The 20,485-nt window shown below is 70.4% G+C and carries 18 protein-coding genes and 1 pseudogene; 8 read left to right on the top strand and 11 right to left on the bottom strand.

Going from position 1 to position 20,485, the window contains the following annotated elements; all coding sequences use genetic code 11:
• The first annotated feature begins 214 nt into the window (after positions 1-214).
• Positions 215-883, top strand: coding sequence for a hypothetical protein (locus AC3EUV_RS23535; protein ID WP_435603824.1), 669 nt, complete (start codon positions 215-217; stop codon positions 881-883).
• A gap of 127 nt (positions 884-1,010) precedes the next feature.
• Here AC3EUV_RS23535 and AC3EUV_RS23530 read toward each other — a convergent pair whose 3' ends face one another.
• The 4 genes from AC3EUV_RS23530 to AC3EUV_RS23515 all read right to left on the bottom strand — a co-directional run bounded on the left by AC3EUV_RS23530 (position 1,011) and on the right by AC3EUV_RS23515 (position 3,328).
• Positions 1,011-1,742 carry an alpha/beta hydrolase gene (locus AC3EUV_RS23530; protein ID WP_435603823.1) on the bottom strand — a complete coding sequence of 244 codons (732 nt, stop codon included), beginning with the start codon at positions 1,740-1,742 and terminating at the stop codon, positions 1,011-1,013.
• Positions 1,743-1,885: 143 nt separating this feature from the next.
• Complete coding sequence (locus tag AC3EUV_RS23525) at positions 1,886-2,089, bottom strand: DUF2180 family protein (RefSeq protein WP_435603822.1); 204 nt, start codon at positions 2,087-2,089, stop codon at positions 1,886-1,888.
• A 173-nt stretch (positions 2,090-2,262) separates the two neighbouring features.
• The gene (locus AC3EUV_RS23520) at positions 2,263-2,505 is read right to left on the bottom strand and encodes a hypothetical protein (protein ID WP_432142473.1); all 243 of its coding nucleotides are present in this window, start codon (positions 2,503-2,505) and stop codon (positions 2,263-2,265) included.
• Between the two features lie 199 nt (positions 2,506-2,704).
• On the bottom strand, positions 2,705-3,328 hold the full coding sequence (locus tag AC3EUV_RS23515; protein WP_435603821.1) for a histidine phosphatase family protein: 624 nt from the start codon (positions 3,326-3,328) through the stop codon (positions 2,705-2,707).
• A 506-nt stretch (positions 3,329-3,834) separates the two neighbouring features.
• Here AC3EUV_RS23515 and AC3EUV_RS23510 point away from each other — a divergent pair.
• Positions 3,835-4,470, top strand: coding sequence for a CAP domain-containing protein (locus tag AC3EUV_RS23510; protein WP_435603820.1), 636 nt, complete (start codon positions 3,835-3,837; stop codon positions 4,468-4,470).
• On the opposite strand, the gene AC3EUV_RS23505 is transcribed toward AC3EUV_RS23510, so the two are convergent.
• The 4 genes from AC3EUV_RS23505 to AC3EUV_RS23490 form a co-directional block, all read right to left on the bottom strand.
• Positions 4,400-4,876: a GNAT family N-acetyltransferase gene (locus AC3EUV_RS23505; RefSeq protein WP_432142567.1), complete on the bottom strand. Its 477-nt coding sequence runs from the start codon at positions 4,874-4,876 to the stop codon at positions 4,400-4,402. The two genes, AC3EUV_RS23510 and AC3EUV_RS23505, sit on opposite strands and share 71 nt — an antisense overlap.
• A 322-nt stretch (positions 4,877-5,198) precedes the next feature.
• Complete coding sequence (locus AC3EUV_RS23500) at positions 5,199-7,550, bottom strand: ABC transporter permease (protein WP_435603819.1); 2,352 nt, start codon at positions 7,548-7,550, stop codon at positions 5,199-5,201.
• A 4-nt stretch (positions 7,551-7,554) separates the two neighbouring features.
• The gene (locus tag AC3EUV_RS23495) at positions 7,555-8,316 is read right to left on the bottom strand and encodes an ABC transporter ATP-binding protein (protein WP_432142469.1); all 762 of its coding nucleotides are present in this window, start codon (positions 8,314-8,316) and stop codon (positions 7,555-7,557) included.
• Positions 8,313-8,819: a PadR family transcriptional regulator gene (locus tag AC3EUV_RS23490; RefSeq protein ID WP_042153336.1), complete on the bottom strand. Its 507-nt coding sequence runs from the start codon at positions 8,817-8,819 to the stop codon at positions 8,313-8,315. Before AC3EUV_RS23490 ends, AC3EUV_RS23495 begins: the two co-directional genes overlap by 4 nt.
• Before the next feature lie 194 nt (positions 8,820-9,013).
• Between AC3EUV_RS23490 and AC3EUV_RS23485 the strand changes: the two genes are divergently transcribed.
• The 6 genes and pseudogenes from AC3EUV_RS23485 to AC3EUV_RS23460 form a co-directional block, all read left to right on the top strand.
• Positions 9,014-10,285 carry an ABC transporter substrate-binding protein gene (locus AC3EUV_RS23485; RefSeq protein WP_432142468.1) on the top strand — a complete coding sequence of 424 codons (1,272 nt, stop codon included), beginning with the start codon at positions 9,014-9,016 and terminating at the stop codon, positions 10,283-10,285.
• A 205-nt stretch (positions 10,286-10,490) separates the two neighbouring features.
• Positions 10,491-12,230, top strand: coding sequence for a glycoside hydrolase family 13 protein (locus tag AC3EUV_RS23480; RefSeq protein WP_435603818.1), 1,740 nt, complete (start codon positions 10,491-10,493; stop codon positions 12,228-12,230).
• A 66-nt stretch (positions 12,231-12,296) separates the two neighbouring features.
• The gene (locus tag AC3EUV_RS23475) at positions 12,297-13,631 is read left to right on the top strand and encodes an ABC transporter substrate-binding protein (protein ID WP_432142466.1); all 1,335 of its coding nucleotides are present in this window, start codon (positions 12,297-12,299) and stop codon (positions 13,629-13,631) included.
• 19 nt (positions 13,632-13,650) lie between these two features.
• Positions 13,651-15,042, top strand: coding sequence for an ABC transporter permease (locus tag AC3EUV_RS23470; RefSeq protein ID WP_432142465.1), 1,392 nt, complete (start codon positions 13,651-13,653; stop codon positions 15,040-15,042).
• Entirely contained in the window at positions 15,039-15,920 is an 882-nt protein-coding gene (locus AC3EUV_RS23465; RefSeq protein WP_432142464.1) for a carbohydrate ABC transporter permease, read from the top strand. The genes AC3EUV_RS23470 and AC3EUV_RS23465 overlap by 4 nt, the downstream gene beginning before the upstream one ends.
• A 204-nt stretch (positions 15,921-16,124) precedes the next feature.
• Positions 16,125-16,343: pseudogene (locus AC3EUV_RS23460) on the top strand (GNAT family N-acetyltransferase); the annotation flags it as partial.
• Positions 16,344-16,419: 76 nt separating this feature from the next.
• Here AC3EUV_RS23460 and AC3EUV_RS23455 read toward each other — a convergent pair.
• From AC3EUV_RS23455 to AC3EUV_RS23445, 3 genes are all read right to left on the bottom strand, one after another.
• On the bottom strand, positions 16,420-18,681 hold the full coding sequence (locus AC3EUV_RS23455; RefSeq protein ID WP_432142463.1) for a HelD family protein: 2,262 nt from the start codon (positions 18,679-18,681) through the stop codon (positions 16,420-16,422).
• A 217-nt stretch (positions 18,682-18,898) separates the two neighbouring features.
• The gene (locus tag AC3EUV_RS23450; RefSeq protein WP_432142462.1) at positions 18,899-19,474 is read right to left on the bottom strand and encodes an AMIN-like domain-containing (lipo)protein; all 576 of its coding nucleotides are present in this window, start codon (positions 19,472-19,474) and stop codon (positions 18,899-18,901) included.
• A 188-nt stretch (positions 19,475-19,662) separates the two neighbouring features.
• The gene (locus AC3EUV_RS23445; protein ID WP_435603817.1) at positions 19,663-20,451 is read right to left on the bottom strand and encodes a DeoR/GlpR family DNA-binding transcription regulator; all 789 of its coding nucleotides are present in this window, start codon (positions 20,449-20,451) and stop codon (positions 19,663-19,665) included.
• Positions 20,452-20,485: the final 34 nt, after the last annotated feature.

Below are 20,485 nucleotides of genomic sequence, written 5' to 3'. Positions count from 1 at the left end.
CGGACGGCCGGCCTCTTCCATGACGCGTGGACGCAATGACGTTAATCAGCCGACGGGTTCGGGGGCAGGTCCACTTACGGCCCGTCGGAGTGGGCCAATTCGGCCCCTTGGCAGCACAACACCCCCCGCTTCCGGCCCGGGACGGCCGAACACGTAGTGACGTGCACATGGCGCGTATACGATCGACTGCCCCCTACGCGAAGGACTCCCCCACATGAAGAAGACTTCCGCGAAAGACACCTCCGCCCGCAAGGTCACCTGGCGCATGCTGCTCGCGCTGGGCGGTATGGCGGCGTTAGCCGTGCCGGGCGCGGGCCCGGCCGAGGCCGCATCGCGCACCGCGGCGGACGGCGGCCGTGCGGGCCGCTGTGTCATGGTGTATTTCGACCTCGGTGAGACCTTGGTGCACACGGCCGAGGACAAGAGCGTGCACTACTCGCCGGGCGCCGCCGCATATCTGCGCGCGCTGCGCGCCCGCCACATCCCCGTCGGCCTGATCACCAACGTGCCGCCCTCCTGGGGCTCCACCGACGCGGAGCGTGCGGCGGAGTTGAAGAAGGTGATCGACAAGGACTGGGTGGGCAGCCACCCGTTCGCCTGGTCGGACTTCGGCGACCGGATCTTCACCCCGCGGACCGAGGCGGAGCGGAAGCCCGCCCCCGCCCTCTGGAAACGCGCCAAAAAGGCCGCGGGTTCCTGCCGAGTCGTCTACGAGGCGGAGACGCCGGACGAGGTAGAGGTGGGCCGCTCCCTCGGATACTTCTCCTACCAGGTGGCCCGGCCCGGGTGGCCCGCCTATCTGCCGGTGCGGGTGATTGCCGCCCTCTCGCATCTGCCCTACGGGAGCGCGGGGGCGAACCCGGCTTCTCCTAAGGGGCGTTGAGGGGGCGCAGCCTGCGGGTCGGGCTCGTCGGCTGGCTCCTCGGCTGGTCCCGTCGGCTGGGCTCGCCGGTCACGCCGATCGGCGGGCCCGCCGGGCCGGCCGAGCCCGGCCCCCGCCCGGCCGGCGGTCACCCAGCCGTAGGCAGGCAGTAACCCTCCAGCCGGTCCGCCAGCTCAACCGGGCGGGAGAGCATCGGGAAATGCCCGCCCTCCATCTCGTCGGCCACCAGTCCCAGGCGCTCCGCCGCCACCGCGCGCAGGAACGGTGCCGGGAAGAGCCGGTCCTGACGGCACAACAGAAACCGGGTCGGCACCTCGGGCCAGGCCGCCATCGGCCATGGCCGCGCGGCGGGGGTGTCGGACTGCCGCCGCCACCGGACCGCTGCCTCGGCGGCCAGGTCCGGCGGCAGGTCCTGGAAGAACGGGTCCGCGGCGGACCCCGGCACCGCGGCCTCCGGCACCTCCTCCGCACCCGTACGGTGGCCCGCCCGCTGGGCCGCCCGCCCGGCCCGTCTGACCTGGGCGTCCGGGTGCTTCGTCGCCGCCCACCACTCCCGCGGCGCCTCCCCCGGCAACGGCACCATCGCCGCCAGCAGCACCAGCAGATCCACCGGCAGCCGCGCACAGACCAACGGCGCGGTGAACCCGGCGAACGAATGCGCCACGAGGACCAGCCGGTCACGCCCCGCAACAGCGGCGACAACGGCTTCCGCGTACTCCTCCAGCCCCGCCGCGTCGTCCTCGCACGGCAGATCCACACTCACCACCGCACGCCCCCGGGCCCGCAGCTCCGCCGCCAGCAGATGCCAGTGCCAGGAGTCGCACGCGGCACCGGGAATCAGCACAAAGGTCGCCGTCATGGTCCGCCTCCCGTCAGCCACCGGCGCCGGCCCGGGTACGGGTGGCCGTGCCGGTGGCGCGCCTCGCTGTCAGGACCGGCTCTTCCCTCCAGAACGCGTCCGCACCGCGTACGGAGTCCGGCGATATCGTCCGCGGGATCGACTCAGGCCGGCTGCGCGCCTCGGCAGATCGCGCACATGATGCGGCGGGCCATTTCCGGCAGCGTGCTCTGGCCGACGCCCTGTACGCGGACCACCGTCTGCGGGGCGGACTCGGCATGCTGGTGACACAGCGCGGCACCGCAGTTCCGGCAGATCGCCACCGCGGCGGTGGCGGCGTGGTCCGGCGCGCAGTCGTAGCAGTTCATTGGCACATTCCGATCTCGTGAGGCGGTCCGGCACGGCCCCCACGGCAATGTACGTCGCGGTGCGGGACGGAAGCCGGAAGCACATGCCGGGTCGGCGCGGGCTCACCTGGCCGCCCCACGGAAGACACCTCCACACCGCACGACGGAGGGGGCTGCACCAACCCGGCAGCAGCTCAGTCGACCGGCTCGTGCGGAACGGGCTGGTCGGTGCGGAACCCCGCGGCCTTCTGCCCGCCGGTCCGCCCGGTGCCGGCCTGGTCGGTGTCGGGAACCGTCTCGTCGGGCCCGTCGCTCTCGTCCTCCGACAGCTCCGGGTCCCATGGGTCGGGGACCGGGCTGGAAGCATCGGCCTGGTGGCTCGGCAGGTCATGGGGCAGTGGAGTGCGGTCCTCGCCGTTCGCATCATGACGGGTCATCAGTTGACGTCCCTCCTCCATGGGTACGGGTGACGTCCTGGCCCGGTACCCGGGTTCCGCCGCACCATGCTCGACGCCGACTGAGAGCCATACCACCCGCCCTCCGGATCGGGCACGTGACGGAAATCCGGGGGCACAGCCCCCAACTACCGCCCGGAATGCCATGTACCGAGGGGGGAAAACGTGGAAAAGGCGGCCCTCAGACGTGCAGCTCGGGCGGGAAACCGGTCCAGCGAAGTTCCGGTGGCAGGTGGCCCATGTCGTTGTAGAAGAGCACGGCCGCGGGGCGGTCCGGCGCGTAGCGGATGACGGTCAACGCGGCATTGGCATGGTTGAGCCCCATCCAGCGCCATGGGGGTGCGTCGAGTGCGGCCCGGACCAGCCAGCCGATAAGGAAATTGTGGGTGACGAGGAGTTCATGACGCGGCTCGCCCCCCTCAACCGGTCCGGTGAACCGAGCGAGGGCTTGCTGAGCCAACTCCGGGCCCTTTTCGCGTTCTTCCGCCGGGAACTGAGCCAGACGGTGAAGCATGCTGTCGGCTGATTCCGAGGGCAATTCCTTTCGCTGCGGCACGTAGGGAATGTAGTCACCCGCACATTCCGACGGGTACCGGGGAACGCCGTCGAGCCGGCCGCAGAGCAGCCGGGCAGTTTGCTCGGCTCGCGGGAGCGGCCCGTGCCAGCAGGCCGAGAGCGGGGCGCGCCGGAGCCGCTCACCGAGCAGTACGGCCTGGCGGCGGCCGTTCTCCGTCAGTGCGGTCTCGTCCGGGGACGCCTCACCGTGCCGCGCGAGATAGAGGTGGCGGGCAGCCGTTCCGGTCATGTGCGAGATCCTCCGCCGGCATTCGCGATCTTCGGGCGGCCGGAAGGACGCCGGCCGACGCCGCCCGGTTCCCCCGCGGCGCCCGCCTCTATCGGATTTCACAGCATCGTGACATCCGTCATATTGATTTCGGGCTCTTACTAAGCCCAATAGTAGAAAGCAGCCCGGCGACATAGGGGACTTGTCCGTCTTGAGCGGGGAATTTCTCGCACCGGGTCAGCCGCCCCGCGGCCCGCTCGACATCTTCGCCCACTCCTTCAGCACACACGTTCATCTGACGGGGCAACAGTGATGCCAAAAGCGTCGAAATGCGGACCAGCACGCCCGGACACCCATGGCAAGAGTCTTCGCGTACTACGAAGCGCAGTAGTACTGAGGTGCGTTGCCTTGCCCTACGGCGGCCCCAAGAATGACGAAATCGCAAGGCGTCTTCGCAGCTCAGGCGCGGGGATTGCACAGAGCCAGCCGCGCCAGGGACGCTCCGCAATTACCGAGTGAGGTCACGCATGAGTAAACACCGCAAGACGCGGCGCTACCGGCAGATAACGATTGCTGCTCTCGCCATAGGCGCCGTGGGCGTGCCCTCTGCCGCCATGGCCTGTTGGAACGAGCAAGGGAATACCGGCGGCCGGCAGCACGGCCAGTGGAAGAATGCCTCCTACGAACACCGGTGGTCGAAATCCCATCAGGGATCGAAGCCGGCCGCGAAGACCTCTCCGGCGCCCGCCGCGTCCCCGAGCGCTTCGAAGGCCACCACCACGGCATCCGGCGCCACGGCCCGCGTCGTGGAACTCGTCAACAGCGAGCGGCGCAAGGCCGGGTGCTCGCCGCTGACCGTGAACGCAAAGCTGACAAAGGCCGCCCAGGACCACAGCAAGGACATGGCGGACCATCGGAATATGTCGCACACCGGCTCCGATGGCTCGTCCCCGGAGGACCGGATCACTCGGGCCGGCTACAACTGGAGCTCGTACGGCGAGAACGTCGCCTACGGTTACTCCTCGCCCGAGAGCGTGATGAAGGGCTGGATGTCCAGCCCCGGCCACAAGCGCAACATCCTCGACTGCTCCTTCAAGGAGATCGGCGTCGGCCACGCACAGCCCGACGACTACTGGACGCAGGACTTCGGTACGGCGCGCTAGCAGGTATCGGCACGGATGCACATGAGGGTCCCCGACCGGTTTCCGGTCGGGGGCCTCGCGCTGCCCGGTGGAAGACGAGTTCACGACCGTCCTCCTCATCCCATTGCTCTCCGACCTCAACGAAGCCGAATCCCGAGATCGTGGCCAGGGATGCCACGTTGTCGGGGCTGATCGTCGCCCGCACAGTCGTGACGGCGGCTTCGGCCGCTGCCCGGCGGAGCAACTCGATCAGCGCGGATCGGGCATATCCCTGGCGACGGAAGTCGGGAGCGACGGAGTAGCCGATCTCGACCATGCCGACCTCATCAGGCGGTCCGTGGAACCCGGCATGTCCGACGACGAGACCGTTGTCGCCGACGACCGCTTGTCGCACCATCCACCGCGCCCGGCCGGGATCGGCGGCCATCTGGTCGAGCCGGAACCGCCATAGCCACCGTGCTCTGTCGGTCACGAAGTACTCGGTCAGTGAAACCCCGGCAATCCTGCTGGCTTCGGACAGGTCACCATCGAGCAAAGCGGACATCGCCCCGCCGGACAGCTCGACAAAACGTACGCACCTCGGGCTCAGCGTGAACGATCCCGCGTAATCGGCTTCATCAGTCACCTACGGATGCTCGCTGACCAACCCAAGGGGCGTCCAACGATTTCGACGCAGCCTCACAGCTACCCCGCGACGTCATCGACCACCAGGACCGACCCCACCCCGGTGAACCTTCCCGGTCACAGCGCTAGAGCAGATCCGTGGCCGAGTCCGCGAGCCGGCGTCGTGCCGCTCGGGCGGCGGGGAGGATCGCGGCCGTCGCGGCGATGATGACGGCGATGACGATGACCAGCAGAAGATTGCCGGGGGCGGGGCGCTGGGCGATGCCGCTCCCCCATCCGCTGGTGCGGCCCTGGAGGTCGATCAGCCACTGGGAGGCGAGGACGCCCAGGGTCGTACCGGCCAGCGCGGCGGCCAGCGTGATGAAGGCGGTGGCCGAGACGATGACGGCGGTGATCTGACGTGGCGTGAGGCCGACGGCCCGGAGGGCGAGCAGGTCACGGCTGCGGTCACGGACACCGGCGCCGACCGTCGTCGCCAGTTCCACCAGCCCGATCAGGGTCAGTACGGCGATCAGCCCGACGCTGACGGCACGGACCGCGGACAGCTGGTCGGCCGGGTTGGGGATCTCGCGCACCTCCAGGCGGCCGGCGGACGCCTTGGACAGGGCCTCCCGCACGGAGTCCGGGTCGGCGCCGTGACGAAGGACCAACTGGTAGAAATCCGGGCGGGGTGGGGCGGATGCTCCGGGCGCCGCGTCGTCGCTGACGCCGTCGCCTTCACGCAGTGTGTCCAGGGTGGTGGAGACGACCCGGCCGCCGTCGGCGGTCTCGATGCTGCGGCCCACGATGTGGAGGACATGCGGGCGGCCGGCGACGGTCATCCGGACCCAGTCGCCGACCCGCGCGTCCAGGAGATCGAGCAGGCCCTGTCCGGCGACCGCTTCGTCGGGACCGTGGGCGGCGCGCCCTTCCACGACGGCGCCGGGGTACGGCCGGGCGTCCGTGCCGAGCCCGCGCAGGGTAATTGTCCCGGTCTGGCCCGGTACGAGCGCTTGGACCTCGGCGCCCGGGTAGGCGGTCATCTCCCGCTGGGAGCTGAGGAGTTGGCGTAGCTCGCGGTCGCCCAGGGTGTCGGAGCGCGCGGTGAGGGCCGCGGGCAGTCCGACGTTCTCGGGGTGCGAGGTGAAGCGGTCCAGGGTGGTCCAGGCGCCCAGCGCGATGGTAATCAGCAGCAGCGGGACGGCCAGCCGCGCGACGGCCGCCGAGGAGCGCAGCGGACGGTGGAAGGCACCCCGCCAGCCGAGGACCAGCGCCGGCGGGACCCGGAGGCCGAGCGCCCGGCGGGTGAGCGCGGAGGCCCGGCCGCCGGCGACCGTGGCGGCGCGGGCGACGGGCACCGGAGACACCCGCCCGGCCCGCCACGCCGCCAGGCAGGTCGCCGCGCCGATGAAGGCCACCACACCGCCGGAGATCACCAACGTCAGCCAGGCGTGCCCGGGAAGCTGCCGCCACAGGGCGATCGCCTCCCCGATCCGCCCGGGGACCAGCGCGCCGACCACCTGGGTGAGCAGCGCCCCGAGGGCGACGCCCAGCAGCGCCAGGCCGAGGTGGAGGGCGACGAACATGCGGACCACCTGGCCGGGCGTGAAGCCGATGGCCTTGAGGATGGAGATGTCCCGCAGATGTCCGCGGATCCGGGTGCTGATGGCTCCGCCCACCGCGAGGGCGGCGGCGAGCAGCGCACCGAGTCCGAACAGCCCGAGCAGCCGTCCGAGCAGCTGGTTGTCACCGCCGGCCGCGGCCTTGGCCTGCCGCCAGGTGGAGACGCCGGTGATCTGGTCGGCGCCGAGCTGGGTGACCGCCCGCTGGACGACATAGTCGGTGTCCGCGGGGTCGCCGAGCTGTAGGCCGATGGTGCGTCCGCGCTGGTCACGGCCGGCGTCGGAGGCGTCGAGGGTGGCGGGGAGCACCCAGGCCACGCCCGGGGTCCCGCCCGCGCGGAAGGTGCCCTCGGCGGTGTCCGCGACGCCCACCACGCGCAGATGTGCCGCGAAGCCGCTCAGCACGATGGTGTCGCCCGGTTTGGCCCACATGGCGCGGGCCACCGAACTCTCCAGGACGATGCCCTTGGTGGCGCCGGCGCCCGCGTCGGTGTCCGCATCCAGCCAGCGGCCCGCGACGATCTGGGGTGCGGCGGTGGTGGGGCGCTTCGCCGCGCCGCGCAGTTCCAGGGTCGCCCTGGCGTCGCCGGGCTGGAGGCTCGCGATGGTGCGGACCGTACGGAAGGGGCCGGAGGTGGCCCGTACCTCGTCCAGGCCGGCGAGCGATCCGGCGGGGGCGCCGCCCTGGGTGTGGATCCATACGTGGGCGCCGGAGGACTGGGTGAAGGCCCGCTGCCAGGGGTCGGCCGCATAGGCGAACAGCGCGGTGGCCAGCAGCAGCGAGATGGTGATCCCGGCGGTGGCCAGCGCGGTGAGCACCGCCGCGGGGCGGTGTGCCGTCAGATGCGCCTGTGTCCAGCGCGCCGCTGCTCGCACGGGTTCAGCCCTTGAGCTTGAGTACGTCGGCCACACCGGCCGCGGGGCGCTTCGGGGTGTCGCCGAGGTGTGCGTCGTCGACGACCTGGCCGTCAAAAAAGCTGATCACCCGGTCCGCGGCGCTGGCCATCCTGGCGTCATGGGTGACCAGCAAGATCGTCTGGCCGCGCTGGTGGAAGCGGGCGAGCAGCCGCAGCACCTCCTTGGTGCCCTTGCTGTCGAGGCTGCCGGCGGGTTCGTCGGCCAGCAGCAGGCTGGGGGTGTTGACCAGGGCGCGGGCCAGGGCGACGCGCTGCTGTTCGCCGCCGGACAGCTCGCCGGGGGTGCTGTTCTCCTTGCCGGTCAGCCCCAGCTCGTCGAGCAGCTCGGCGCGGTCGGTACGGGCCTGCCGCGGGGACCGGCCGGCCAGCAGTGCGGGGAGTTCGACGTTGTCGGCGACGGAGAGGTTGGAGACGAGGTTGAAGAACTGGAAGACGACGCCGATGTGGTTGCGGCGCAGCACCGCCCAGCGTGCCTCGCTGTAGGCGTCGACCTGGCGGCCGTCGATCCAGAGGGAGCCGCTGTCGGGGCGGTCGAGGCCGCCGAGGAGATGCAGCAAGGTCGATTTGCCGGCTCCCGAGGGGCCGGTGAGGGCGACGAACTCTCCGCGTTCGATGCTGAGGTCGACGCCACGTACCGCGTGGACCGGGGCAGCGCCTTCGGGCCGGTGGGTCTTCACCAGTCCGGCTGCCCGGACTATCGGGCCGGACGGCTCGTCCCGGTTCATTCCAACTCCTCCTGACAGCGCTCCAGCCAGTCCAGATCCGCCTGGAGATGCAGCATCGCGCCCTCTATCAGCAGCTGTGCCACCCGGTTCTCCCGGTCCTCACCCGCCGCGAGTTTCGACAGGTCACGCATGGTGTTGAGGTAGTGGCGGCGTTGCTTGTTGATCAGGGCGATCTGATCCGCGGTCCCGGTGTGGGGGGCCAGGGCGAGCTTCATGAAGAATTCGTCCCGGACCCGTGGTTCGGCGGTCGGTTCCTCGAACCAGGCGTCCACCGTCTCGCGCCCCGCCGCGGTGATCCGGTAGATGCGCTTGTTCGGGCGGTCCGACTGCTCGACGTCCTCTCCCTCGATCAGGCCCGCCTTCTCCAGCCTGCCCAGGGTGACGTAGATCTGGCCGACGTTCGGCTGAGGGTATGCGGCGCCCAGGAGGTTCTCAAGGCCCTGTTTGAGTTCGTAACCGTGCGCGGGGCCGCTGACCAACAACGCCAGGAGTGGCAGCCGCACGCTCTCCCTCTCCCTCCCCGCACCGGGGCGTTCTGTCGGACAGCCCTAGTTGCCGGTCATCTGACCCCATACGGCTGTGAGCCGGGTCGCTGTCACATCTTCCTGCGGGATCTAGTATCCCGCATGGCTAACAGGTATACATGGGGCGGGCTGTCGGTCCAGTGTCCGTCGACGCCTGGTTCAAGGAGGAGCCCATGCGGTGGAAGCGTGCCGCAGGCCGGGCTCTGCTGGTCTGCGCTCTGCTGTTCGCGGGCCATGCGGGCGCCCGGGCCGGGGAGCCGGCGGGCGGTTCGGACGGGCGGGGCCCGATCACTCTGGTGACGGGCGGCGACCTCACGGGCTATCTGCGGGGTGTCCTCGACGGCTGGAACGCCCGGCATCCGCGCGAGAAGGTGACCCTGGTCGAGCTGCCGGACGCGGCCGACGAGGTGCGCGCGCAGATGGTCACCGAGCTGCGGGCGCACAGCGACCGCTTCGATGTGCTGAACATCGATGTGGCGTGGACGTCGGAGTTCGCGGCCGCGGGCTGGATCAAGCCCGTGGACGGTGCGCGGTTCCCGCTGAAGCGCTTCCTTCCTCCCGTGGTGGACACCGCCACCTTCCGGGGGCGGCTCTACGCGGTCCCTTATGTGACCAATGCCGGGCTGCTCTACTACCGCAGGGACGTGCTTGCCCGGGAGGGTGCGCGGCCTCCGCGCACCTGGGCCGAGTTGGCGCACCTGGCGAAGACGGTCGCGCCCAAGTACGGGCTCGACGGTTACGCGGGCCAGTTCCTGCCGTACGAGGGGCTGACCGCCAATGTCGTCGAGGCGGTGCAGTCGGCCGGCGGCACGGTGCTCGCGGGCGAGGGCTCGCGGGTGACGGTGGACTCCCCCGCGGCCCGTCGCGGTCTGTCGTTCCTGCTCGACGGGGTGCGCGAGGGCTGGATCCCGCGGCAGGCCCTGACGTACAAGGAAGAGGAGTCCCGCAAGGCGTTCCAGGAGGGCCGGCTGCTGTTCCTGCGGAACTGGCCGTACGCCTACGCGCTGGCCAATGCCCGGCCCTCCGAGGTGGCGGGGAAGGTCGGCGCGGTGCCGCTGCCGGGTCCCGACGGGCCGGGCTCCAGCGCGCTGGGCGGCTCCAATCTGGCGGTCAACACCCAGTCGCGGCACCAGAAGACGGCCACCGAGCTGATCTCCTATCTGACGACCGAGTCGGTCCAGCGCCGGGTGCTCACCAAGGGGGCGCTGCCACCGGTCTGGGCCGATCTGTACAAGGACCCGGAGCTGGTGCGGCGTTTCCCGTACCTTCCGACGCTCCAGCGGGCCGTGTTGGCGGCCAAGCCGCGGATCAAGAGCCCGCAGTACGACCAGGTGAGCCTGGCGGTGCAGGCGGTCATGCATGACGCGCTGCTGCACCGGCGGAGCACGGATGCCACCGTCGCGCGGCTGACGCGAGAGCTGACGGCCCTCGTCGGCCGCGGCTGATCTCGGAGCTCCTCCGCACCTTCCCCACCCCTGCTCTACTTACTTGTTAAGTACAGGCTGGATGGATAATTCCCCGCAAATTCGGGCATCTCGCAACGACTTTCGACCATTTCGTTGACACCGAAAAGACATGCCTACTTAACATGCATGCATAACAGCGATCGCAGCCGCACGGCATGCCCAGGCAAGAACGGGATCACGGCAGATGCTCATAGCCACGGCAGGGAACGGCTCCTCCGCCGACTCCACGCCCTCCCCCTCCCTCCCCGGTCCGGCCACCGGGGCCGCGTCCCCGAACACGGCACAGCGCTGGTGGCGCGACGCGGTGATCTACCAGGTCTATGTCCGCAGCTTCCTCGACAGCACCGGCGACGGCATCGGCGATCTGGCCGGTGTGCGGACGGGGTTGCCGTACCTCAAGAAGCTCGGGGTGGACGGCATCTGGCTCAGCCCCTTCTACCCCTCCCCCCAGCACGACCACGGCTACGACGTCGCGGACTACCGCGAGGTCGACCCCGTATACGGCGATCTCGCCGAGTTCGACCGCCTGGTGGCCGACGCCCACCGGCTGGGTCTGAAGGTGCTGCTGGACATCGTCCCCAACCACTGCTCCAGCGAGCACCCGTGGTTCCGCGCCGCCCTGGCGGACGGTCCGGACAGCGCGGCACGGTCGCTCTTCCACTTCGCCGACGGGCGCGGGGAGCACGGTGAACTGCCGCCCAACAACTGGCGGGCGATGTTCGGCGGCCCCGCCTGGTCCCGGGTCACGGAGGCGGCGGGCGGTGCGGGCCAGTGGTACCTGCACATGTTCACGCCCGAGCAGCCCGATCTGAACTGGCGCAACCCCGCCGTGCGCGCCGACTTCGACAGCGTGCTGCGCTTCTGGCTGGACCGTGGGGTCGACGGCTTCCGTATCGACGTGGCCGCCGGGCTGTTCAAGCACCCCGAACTGCCCGACTCCCCCGACCCGGCGGCCGACGAGCGGACCCGTGACTCGGTCAACCCGCTGGCCTGGAACCAGCCCGAGGTGCACCAGGTCTGGCGCGACTGGCGCGCCCTGTGCGAGGAGTACACCGCCCACGACGGCCGCGACCGGCTGCTGGTCGGTGAGGTTTCCGTACGCACTCCGAGCGAGCAGGCCGCCTACGTCCGGCCCGACGAGCTGCACCAGGCGTTCTTCTTCCACCTGCTGACCGCGCGCTGGGACGTCGACACCTTCCGCAAGGTCATCTCCGAGGCGCTCACCGATATCGCGGGCACCGGCTCCACGGTCACCTGGGTGCTCAACAACCACGACCAGGTCCGCACCGTCACCCGGTACGCGGCCGAGCCCGGGGGCGCCGGCCCGGCCGGGTCCGCGGGCGGGCTGGGCCCGGCGCGGGCCCGTGCCGCCGCGCTGCTGATGCTGGCGCTGCCCGGTGCGGCGTACATCTACCAGGGCGAGGAGCTGGGCCTGCCGGAGGTCGTCGACCTGCCCGACGAGGTCCTCACCGACCCGATCTACCACCGCACGGGCAGCCGCGAGAAGATCCGCGACGGCTGCCGGGTGCCGCTGCCCTGGTCCGGGCACGCCTCGCCGTTCGGCTTCACCAGCGGTACCGACGCGGCCCGGCCCTGGCTGCCGCAGCCCGAGTGGTTCGCCGATCACGCGACGGACCGGGCGCTGGCCGACACCCGTTCGTTCTGGCACCTGTACCGCGAGGGGCTGGCGCTGCGCCGCAGTCTTCCGCAGCTCGGCGAGGGCACCCTGCGCTGGCTGGACTCCCCGCCCCAGATCCTGGCGTTCGTCCGGGGTGACGGCCTGGTCTGCGCCGTCAACTTCGGCACCGATCCGGTGTCGGCCCCCGTAAGGGGCGTCCCCCTGCTGGCGAGCGGCGACTGCCCCGCGGGAACGCTCCCCGGCTCCACCGCCGCCTGGTGGATGGGCACCCCCGAGCCCCGATAGCCCCCGACAGCCCGACCTCCGTACGCCTCCCCACTCTTCCGCAGTTCTCCCGAAGGGAATCCCACGATGAGACGACCCGCAGTACGACACACCCGAGCCGCCCTGTCCGGCGCGGCCGTGCTCGGCCTGGCGCTCTCCGCCACCGCCTGCGGCGGCGGAGCCTCCGCCGGGGGCGGCAAGCAGGAACTGAGCGGTGAGAACATCACCGTCGCCGGTGTCTGGACCGGTGTGGAACAGCAGAACTTCAAGAAGGTCCTGGACGCGTTCTCCGAGAAGACCGGCGCGAAGGTCACCTTCTCCTCCACCGGCGACAACGTCTCCACGGTGATCGGCAGCCAGGTCGAGGGCGGCAACGCCCCCGATGTGGTGATGGTGCCTCAGGTCGGCGTGCTCCAGCAGTTCGCCAAGAAGGGCTGGCTGGCTCCCCTCTCGCCGGAGATCGCCGCCGAGGCCAAGAAGAACTTCGCGCAGGTGTGGAAGGACTACGGCACGGTCGACAAGACCTACTACGGCCTCTACTTCAAGGCCTCGCACAAGTCGACGGTCTGGTACAGCCCGGAGGCGTTCGCGCAGGCCGGGGTCAAGCCCGCGAAGACGTACCAGGAGCTGCTGAAGACCGGCCGTACGCTCTCCGACTCGGGCGTGCCGGGCTTCTCCGTCGCGGGCGAGGCCGGCTGGCCGCTCACCGACTGGTTCGAGAACATCTACCTCTCCCAGGCCGGGCAGGAGAACTACGACAAGCTCGCCGCCCACAAGATCCCGTGGACCGACCCCACCGTGGTCAAGGCGCTCACCACGCTGGGCAAGCTCTTCGGCGACAAGAGCCTGGTGGCCGGCGGCGGTTCGGGCGCCCTGCGCACCGACTTCCCCGAGTCCGTCCAGCAGGTCTTCGGCCCGGAGCCCGGCGCGGCCATGGTCTACGAGGGCGACTTCGTCAGCGCCCTGATCACCGATGAGCTGCACAAGCAGGTCGGCAAGGACGCCAAGTTCTTCCCCTTCCCCGCGGTCGACAAGGGCAAGGCGCCGGTGGTCAGCGGCGGTGACGCCGCCGTGGTGCTCAAGGCCGGAAAGCACAAGAAGGCCGCCATGGAACTGGTGAAGTACCTGGCCACGCCCGAGGCATCCGGTGTGTGGGCCAAGGCCGGCGGCTATATCTCGCCCAACAAGAAGGTGACCGCGGGCGCGTACCACGACGAGGTCACCCGCAAGGCCGCGCAGTCCCTGACCGACGCCGGGAACTCCGTGCGCTTCGACATGTCCGACCAGGCCCCCGCGGCCTTCGGCGGCACCCAGGGCGCGGGCGAATGGAAGCTGCTCCAGGACTTCCTGCGCGACCCCTCGGACCCCGAGGCCACGGCGCGCAAGCTCGAGGCCGCCGCTGCCAAGGCGTACGGAAAGTAAGGACCGAGGGCTCTATCCCATGCCTGTCACGACTCCCGCGGTGGCGCCCGCTTCGGCGCGCGCCACCGCGTCCCACCCCCCGGGCGGGGCGAGCGCCCCCGCGCGGCGCGCGGTCCGGCGCCGCCGGCGGATCGCCGCGGTGTTCCTGTTTCCCGCGCTGTTGCTGCTGGGCGCCCTCGTCGCGTACCCCATCGTGTTCTCGGTCATCCGCAGCTTGTACGACGCCTCGGGCGACACCTTCGTCGGCGCCGGCAACTACACCGCGATGTTCCAGGACCCCGCCACGCTCCGGGCCATCCGCAACAGTGCGATCTGGGTGGTCTTCGCCCCCGCGCTGCTGACCGGACTCGGCCTGGTCCTCGCGGTCCTGACCGAGAAGATCCGCTGGAAGACGGCGTTCAAGCTGCTGATGTTCATGCCCATGGCGATCTCCTTCCTCGCCGCCGGCATCATCTTCCGGCTCGCCTACGAGCAGGATCCGCAGCGCGGTGTGCTCAACGCGGTCACCGTCGGCATCCACGACAGCGTCCAGGGGAAGTCCACCTCCTTCCCGACCGCCAAGGTGCGTCTCGGCGACAAGCAGCTGACCAAGGCCCATGACGGCTCCTACCGGACGACGCACCGCACCGGCCCCGGCAACACCGTCAACCTCGGTCTGGTCGGGGTCGCGCCGAAGGACATGCCGTCCCGGGCGCGGCCCGCCGCACCGGCCGCCCACTCCCGGGCCGCCGACGGCGAACTGCGCGGTGTGGTCTACCTCGACTTCACCCCCGGCGGTGGCGGCAAGCCCGGAAGGGTGGACCGCGGCGAACGCGGGCTGCCCGCGCTCTCGGTCGAGGCGGTCGACTCGCACGGCAAGGTGGTGGCCACGGCGACCACCGCACCGGACGGCTCCTACCGCCTGGCCCATCTGGCCCCGGGCTCCTACACCGTCCAGCTCCCGGCGAAGGACTTCGCCCCGCCGTACGAGGGCATCTCCTGGCTCGGTCCGGCCCTCATCACGCCCGCCATCATCGGCGCCTACATGTGGATCTGGACCGGCTTCGCGCTCGTCCTCATCGGCGCCGGGCTCTCCTCCATGCCGCGGGACGTCCTGGAGGCGGCCCGGATGGACGGCGCCAATGAATGGCAGGTCTTCCGCCGGATCACCGTTCCATTGCTCGGGCCGGTGCTGGGCGTGGTGTTCGTGACGATGGTGATCAATGTGATGAAGGTCTTCGACCTCGTCTACATCATCGCCCCCGGTCCCGTACAGCAGGACGCCAATGTCCTGGCCCTACAGATGTGGCTGGTCTCCTTCGGCGGCGGCAACAACCAGGGACTCGGCAGCGCCCTCGGCGTGCTGCTGCTCCTCCTGGTGGTCCCGGCCATGGCCCTCAACATCCGACGTTTCCGCAGGAGCCAGTCATGACCACCGCTCAAGGAACCGCGGCCGCCCGCAGGAAGGCGGCCGCACGACCGGCGAAGTGGCTCAGCCGCGGCGTGATCCAGGTGTTCCTGCTCATCGTCGGTCTGATCTGGCTCACCCCCGCCGCCGGACTCTTCCTCTCCTCGCTGCGTACGGAGGAGGCGAACGCGAGCAGCGGCTGGTGGACCGCGCTCACCACACCCGGCCAGCTGTCGCTCGGCAACTACACATCGCTGCTGAAGGATTCCGGCATCGTCCAGGCCTTCTGGAACACGGTGCTGATCTCGGTGCCCACCACCGTGGCCGTCGTGGCGATCGCCGCGCTGGCCGGATACGCCTTCGCCTGGATGGACTTCCCGGGCCGGGACTGGATCTTCCTGGTGGTGGTCGCCATGCTCGTGGTGCCGGTCCAGATCGGACTGCTGCCGGTGGCCAAGCTGTTCGGTGCGCTGGGGCTGTTCGGCTCGATCCCCGGCGTGGTGCTTTTCCACACCGCCTACGGTCTGCCGTTCGCCATCTTCCTGCTGCGGAATTACTTCGCGGAAATCCCCAAGGAGATGCTGGAGGCCGCCCGGATGGACGGCGGCGGGGAATGGCGGATCTTCTCCCAGCTGGTGCTGCCGCTGGGCCGGCCCGCCATCGCCAGCCTGGCCATCTTCCAGTTCCTGTGGGTCTGGAACGACATGCTGGTCGCCCTGCTCTTCGCCGACAACGAGTCACAGCCGCTGACCGTGGCCCTCCAGTCGCAGATGAGGCAGTTCGGCAGCAACATCGGGGTCCTGGCCCCCGGTGCATTTCTGTCCTTGATCGTGCCGCTGATCGTGTTCTTCGCGTTCCAACGGCATTTCGTTCAGGGCATCATGGCCGGTTCGGTCAAGTAACCGGTCCGGTCACCTGGCCGGTCAGGTGGACCGGCCCAGGAGGGGACGGCGCGCGACACGTATCAGCATCGTGTCGCGCGCCGGGCCGTTTTGCGACGTGTACGGCGAGCCAGCCGGCGGATGGCGGCTCCGACCCGGATGTGCCGTCCGGGGGTGCCGCTTTATTCGCTCGTCACCGGTACGGCTCCGGGCTAGGTTGGCGCGATGTCCGAACTGCGCACCGAGCGCCTGCTGCTCCGCCCGTGGCGGGAGTCCGATCTCGGCCCCTGGGCCGCGATGAACGCCGATTCCGAGGTCCGGGCGCACTTCCCCGAGGTGCTCACGCCTGAGCAGAGCGCGGCATCCGTCGTCGAATTCCAGGCCGATCTCACCGGCCGCGGCTGGGGATGGTGGGCGCTCGAAGTGCGCGCCACCGGGGAGTTCACGAACGTGCTGTACCGGCTCGCCGCCGGAGACCGGCGGGCCGCCGAGCGGGCGTGAGACCGGCCGGCCCACGCCGTCAGGGAAGCGACGGAGCCGGGGAGCCGGCTCCGGCCAGTGTCTCCAACCCGGCCGGCAGTGACCCGCTGTGGATCACGCCGAGTCGTTGGGTCGCCCGGGTGAGCGCGACATACAGATCGCTGGCACCGAGTTCCGCCGGTTCCACCACCATCACGGAGTCGAATTCCAGTCCCTTGGCCTGCCGCGGGCCGAGCAGCACCACCGGACGGGTCAGGTCCGGGGAGGGTCCGGCGGAGGCGTCCGGGAGGGCGGCGGCCAGGGCCGCGTGGTGGGCGAGCGGGGCGATCACCGCGAGGCGGCTGTCCTGGTGGCTCTCCCGTGCGACCGCCTCGGCGGCCACCCGCGCGAGGTCGTCCGTACGGTGCGCCCACGGGCGTACCCCGGTGGAGCGGATCGAGCGCGGCGGCATGAAGGAGGGATCGGCGGACCGGGGCACCTGCGCCGCGACCTCCATGATCTCGGTCGGCGTGCGGTAGTTGACGCCGAGCCTGACGTGGTCCCAGCGGTCGCCCACGTACGGCGCGAGGATCGCCTCCCAGGAGCCACAGCCGCCGGGCTCGGCGGTCTGCGCCGGATCGCCGACCAGCGTCATCGAACGGGTCGGGCAACGGCGCATCAGCAACCGCCACATCATCGCCGACAGTTCCTGTGCCTCGTCCACGATGATGTGGCCGAACGCCCAGGTCCGGTCGGCCGCGGCGCGTTCGGCGGCGCTGCGGTGGTCGGCCTCTTCGTGCCGGTCGGCGAGCAGCTCCGCGTCCACCAGGTCGTGTGCGGCGAGCACCTCCGACTCCTCGTCGTCGCGGTCCTCGAACTCCTGGGTGCGGGAGCCGTAGGAGAGGTCGAGCACGCCCTGGGCGTAGTCGATCAGCTCCTGGCGCTCCGCCTCGGCGGCGGCACGGGCCGCCGAGGTGTCCTCGCCGAGGAGTTCGGCCGCCTCGTCCAGCAGCGGCACGTCCGCCGGGGTCCACTCCCCGTCCACCCGCCGGATGGCGTCCGCCTCGGCGTCCGGGAGGTGAACGGGCTCGGCGAGGAAGTCGGCGACCAGCTGTTCAGGGGTGAACTCGGGCCACAACTCATCGATGGCAGCGTGCACTTCGGAGCTGGTGGCGATCGCCTTGCCCAGCTGGGCGATGTCGTCCGGGCCGAGGAAATTCGGCCCGCCGAAGGGGTCCGCACCGATCCGGTCGACCAGTTGCGCGGTGAGCGCGTCGATGACGCGGAAGGCGAAGTGCGGGCGGGCGAGATTGTGCGGCAGCCCGGTCTCCCGTGCCCGGCGCCGCGCCTCCTGTGCCATCTGCGCGTCCAGCCGCAGTTCGCCGTCCTCGTGGTCGATCACGATCGCGGAGCCGGGCAGGGCCTGCCGGTCGCGGACGGCCGCGGCGAGCGCGTCGGCCATCGCCGCCCGGCCCTTGACCTCGGCGGCTTCGGGGGTGTCGGTTCCGGTCGCGGTGACCCCGGGGAAGAGTTCGCCGGGCGTGGCGAGCAGCACTCCGGTCTCGCCGAGCGAGGGCAGCACCTCCGCGATATAGCTGAGGAACGCCGGGTTCGGCCCGACGATCAGCACGGCCCGCCGGGCCAGCTGTTCACGGTGCGCATAGAGCAGATAGGCCGCGCGGTGCAGGGCGACGACGGTCTTGCCGGTGCCGGGGCCGCCCTCCACGACGAGGATGCCGTGGTGCGGGGCGCGGATGATGGCGTCCTGCTCGGCCTGGATGGTCTGCACGATGTCGTGCATCCGCCCGGTGCGCGCCGCGTCCAGTGCGGCCAGCAGGACCGTGTCGCCGTCGGTGCCCTCGTGCCCGGTCCGTACGGCGTCGCCGAGGTCCATGATCTCGTCATGCAGCCCGGTGACCCGCCGGCCCTCGGTCGTGATGTGCCGCCGGCGGCGCAGCCCCATCGGGGTGTGCCCGGTGGCGAGGTAGAACGGGCGGGCGACCTCGGCCCGCCAGTCGATGACGAGCGGGGTACGGTCCGGGTCGTCGCGCCGGATGCCGATCCGGCCGATGTGGTGATCGCGGCCGTCGCGGAATGCCAGCCGACCGAAACACAGGCCATTCTCCCCGGCGTTGAAGGCGGCCAGCAGACCGGACTGTTCGGCCACCAGGACATTGCGCTCCAGCCGCATCTGGGCGTGGTTGCCCTCCGGCGACTGAACGGCGGTGTGCACCGCCGTCTCCGCCAGGTCCCGTAGTTCGGTGAGACGGTCATAGAGCAGATCGATGAATTCCTGCTCGTGCTGCCATTCCTCGTTTGACAATTCAGCCCCGCTCGGCTATAGTTCGGTATGTAGGGTGAGTTTGTGATGCGAATTTGCAAAACACAGAAGCCCTCAATATACCCAGAGAAATACCCCGGCCGTCAACTCGGTCCGGGGTATTTCTTTTTGTCCGGCAGGAGCTCCCCACGGGAGCCGCCGGTGTCAGCTCCGGCTTTTCAGCGCAGCGACACCGGACGGCCCTTGGTGGTGCCCCGGATCACCAGGTGTGGGCGACATCCACGATCAGCTCGTGACCGGACTGCTGCACCCGGAACGGCAGCTTGGCGCGCACGCCCAGACCGACCTGGGTCTGCCCCTCGAAGCTCGCCCCGAACTTGGTGTCCTTGAACGTGCGGTATCCGGCGAGCTTGACCCCCGGCAGCGGCTTGCCGGCCGTCCCGGCATAGGTCTGCTTACCGGTCGCCGGGTCATGGCTGGGCGCGGACACAAAGATCTGAAGGATGGCGCCGCCGTTGACCGGTATCTTCTCGCCCGAGCCGTCCTGGTGGAACGCGTCGACATACCCGACGTGGTAGCCGACCTTGCCGGTCGCTCCGCCGATGTCGAAGACCATGCGGTCATAGCAGGCGTTCCGGCTGGTCTTGACGTTCTTCAGCGGCGCCGCGTTCGCGTCCGTGGCGGACTTGTTGCCACTGCCCCAGACGGTCGAACAGGCCGTGGCCGGGGCGGCTTCGGCCACCGGGCCGGTCGCGGCCCCGGCCACCCCGGCCGTGCCCGCCACCCCGACGCCCGCCAGCACAAACGCCGCGGCCACTGTCCCCAACCGTCGCATCACTTACCTCCTGAGAAGAGCCTGTGTACAGATGCGTGCGGTAGGACGGGCGCGGGGGCGAAGACGTTGTGCGCCGGTCGGCATTTGGCCGACGAAGAAGCCATGTTGTCGCGAAAGCGGAGGTACTGGCACCGGACCGGGCGCCCGTCGGCCGCGGGAGCGTCGGTGCCGCCCCGCCCCGGAGTCCGTCAGACGTCGACCACGTCAACGGTCACCCCGCCGCGACGCAGTGCGGTCAACTCCTCGGCCGGGGTGCCGCGATCGGTGACGACCCGGTCGTAGTTGCCGATGTCCCCGTACGCGTGCGTCGCGGTCTTGCCGAACTTGCTGTGGTCCACCAGGAGCAGCGACCGCTGCGCGCACTCCAGCATGGCCTCCTTGATCTCGGCGTACTCACGGATCGGGTGGAAGAGACGGCCGTCGAACACGGACACCGCCGACATCACCGTGAGGTCGGCGCGGATCCGGCCGAGGCCGCGCAGGACGTCCGGGCCGACACAGGAGCCGAATTCGCCGCGGTAGCGACCGCCCAGCAGCGTCACGTCGGTGCCCGGCGCCTCGTCGAACAGCCGGGCCACACCGAGGGAGTTGGTGACCACGGTGACCGCTTCGGTCCGGGCGATCCGGGCCGTCAGCGGAAAGACCGTGGTCGAATCGTCCAGCACGACGGTGCTGCCGGGCCGGATCTCGTCGGCGACGGCGGCGCACAGCGCCTCCTTCACCGGGTGATTGACGCCGATACGGAAGCGGGTGGCGGTCTCCATGGTGAGGCTCGGGAAGGGCGCGGCCCGGCCGCGTTCCTTGCGCAGCAGCCGGCGTTCGGCGAGCTGGTCCAGATCGCGGTGCATGGTCGCGAGGCTGACCCCGAAGTGTCTGGCCAGTTCGTCGATGCGGACTTCGCCGTGTGCGACGACATGGGCCAGTACGTCCTGCCGTCGCCGGTCGACCTCGGCCAGCGACGACCGTGTGGAAGCCATCGGGGCCGCCCCTTTCCGGTCGGACAGCGGCAGC

The organism is Streptomyces sp. bgisy130 (assembly GCF_057708345.1).
The sequence above is the reverse complement of the archived record's forward strand: the minus strand, read 5'-3'. Positions and strand labels throughout refer to the sequence as shown.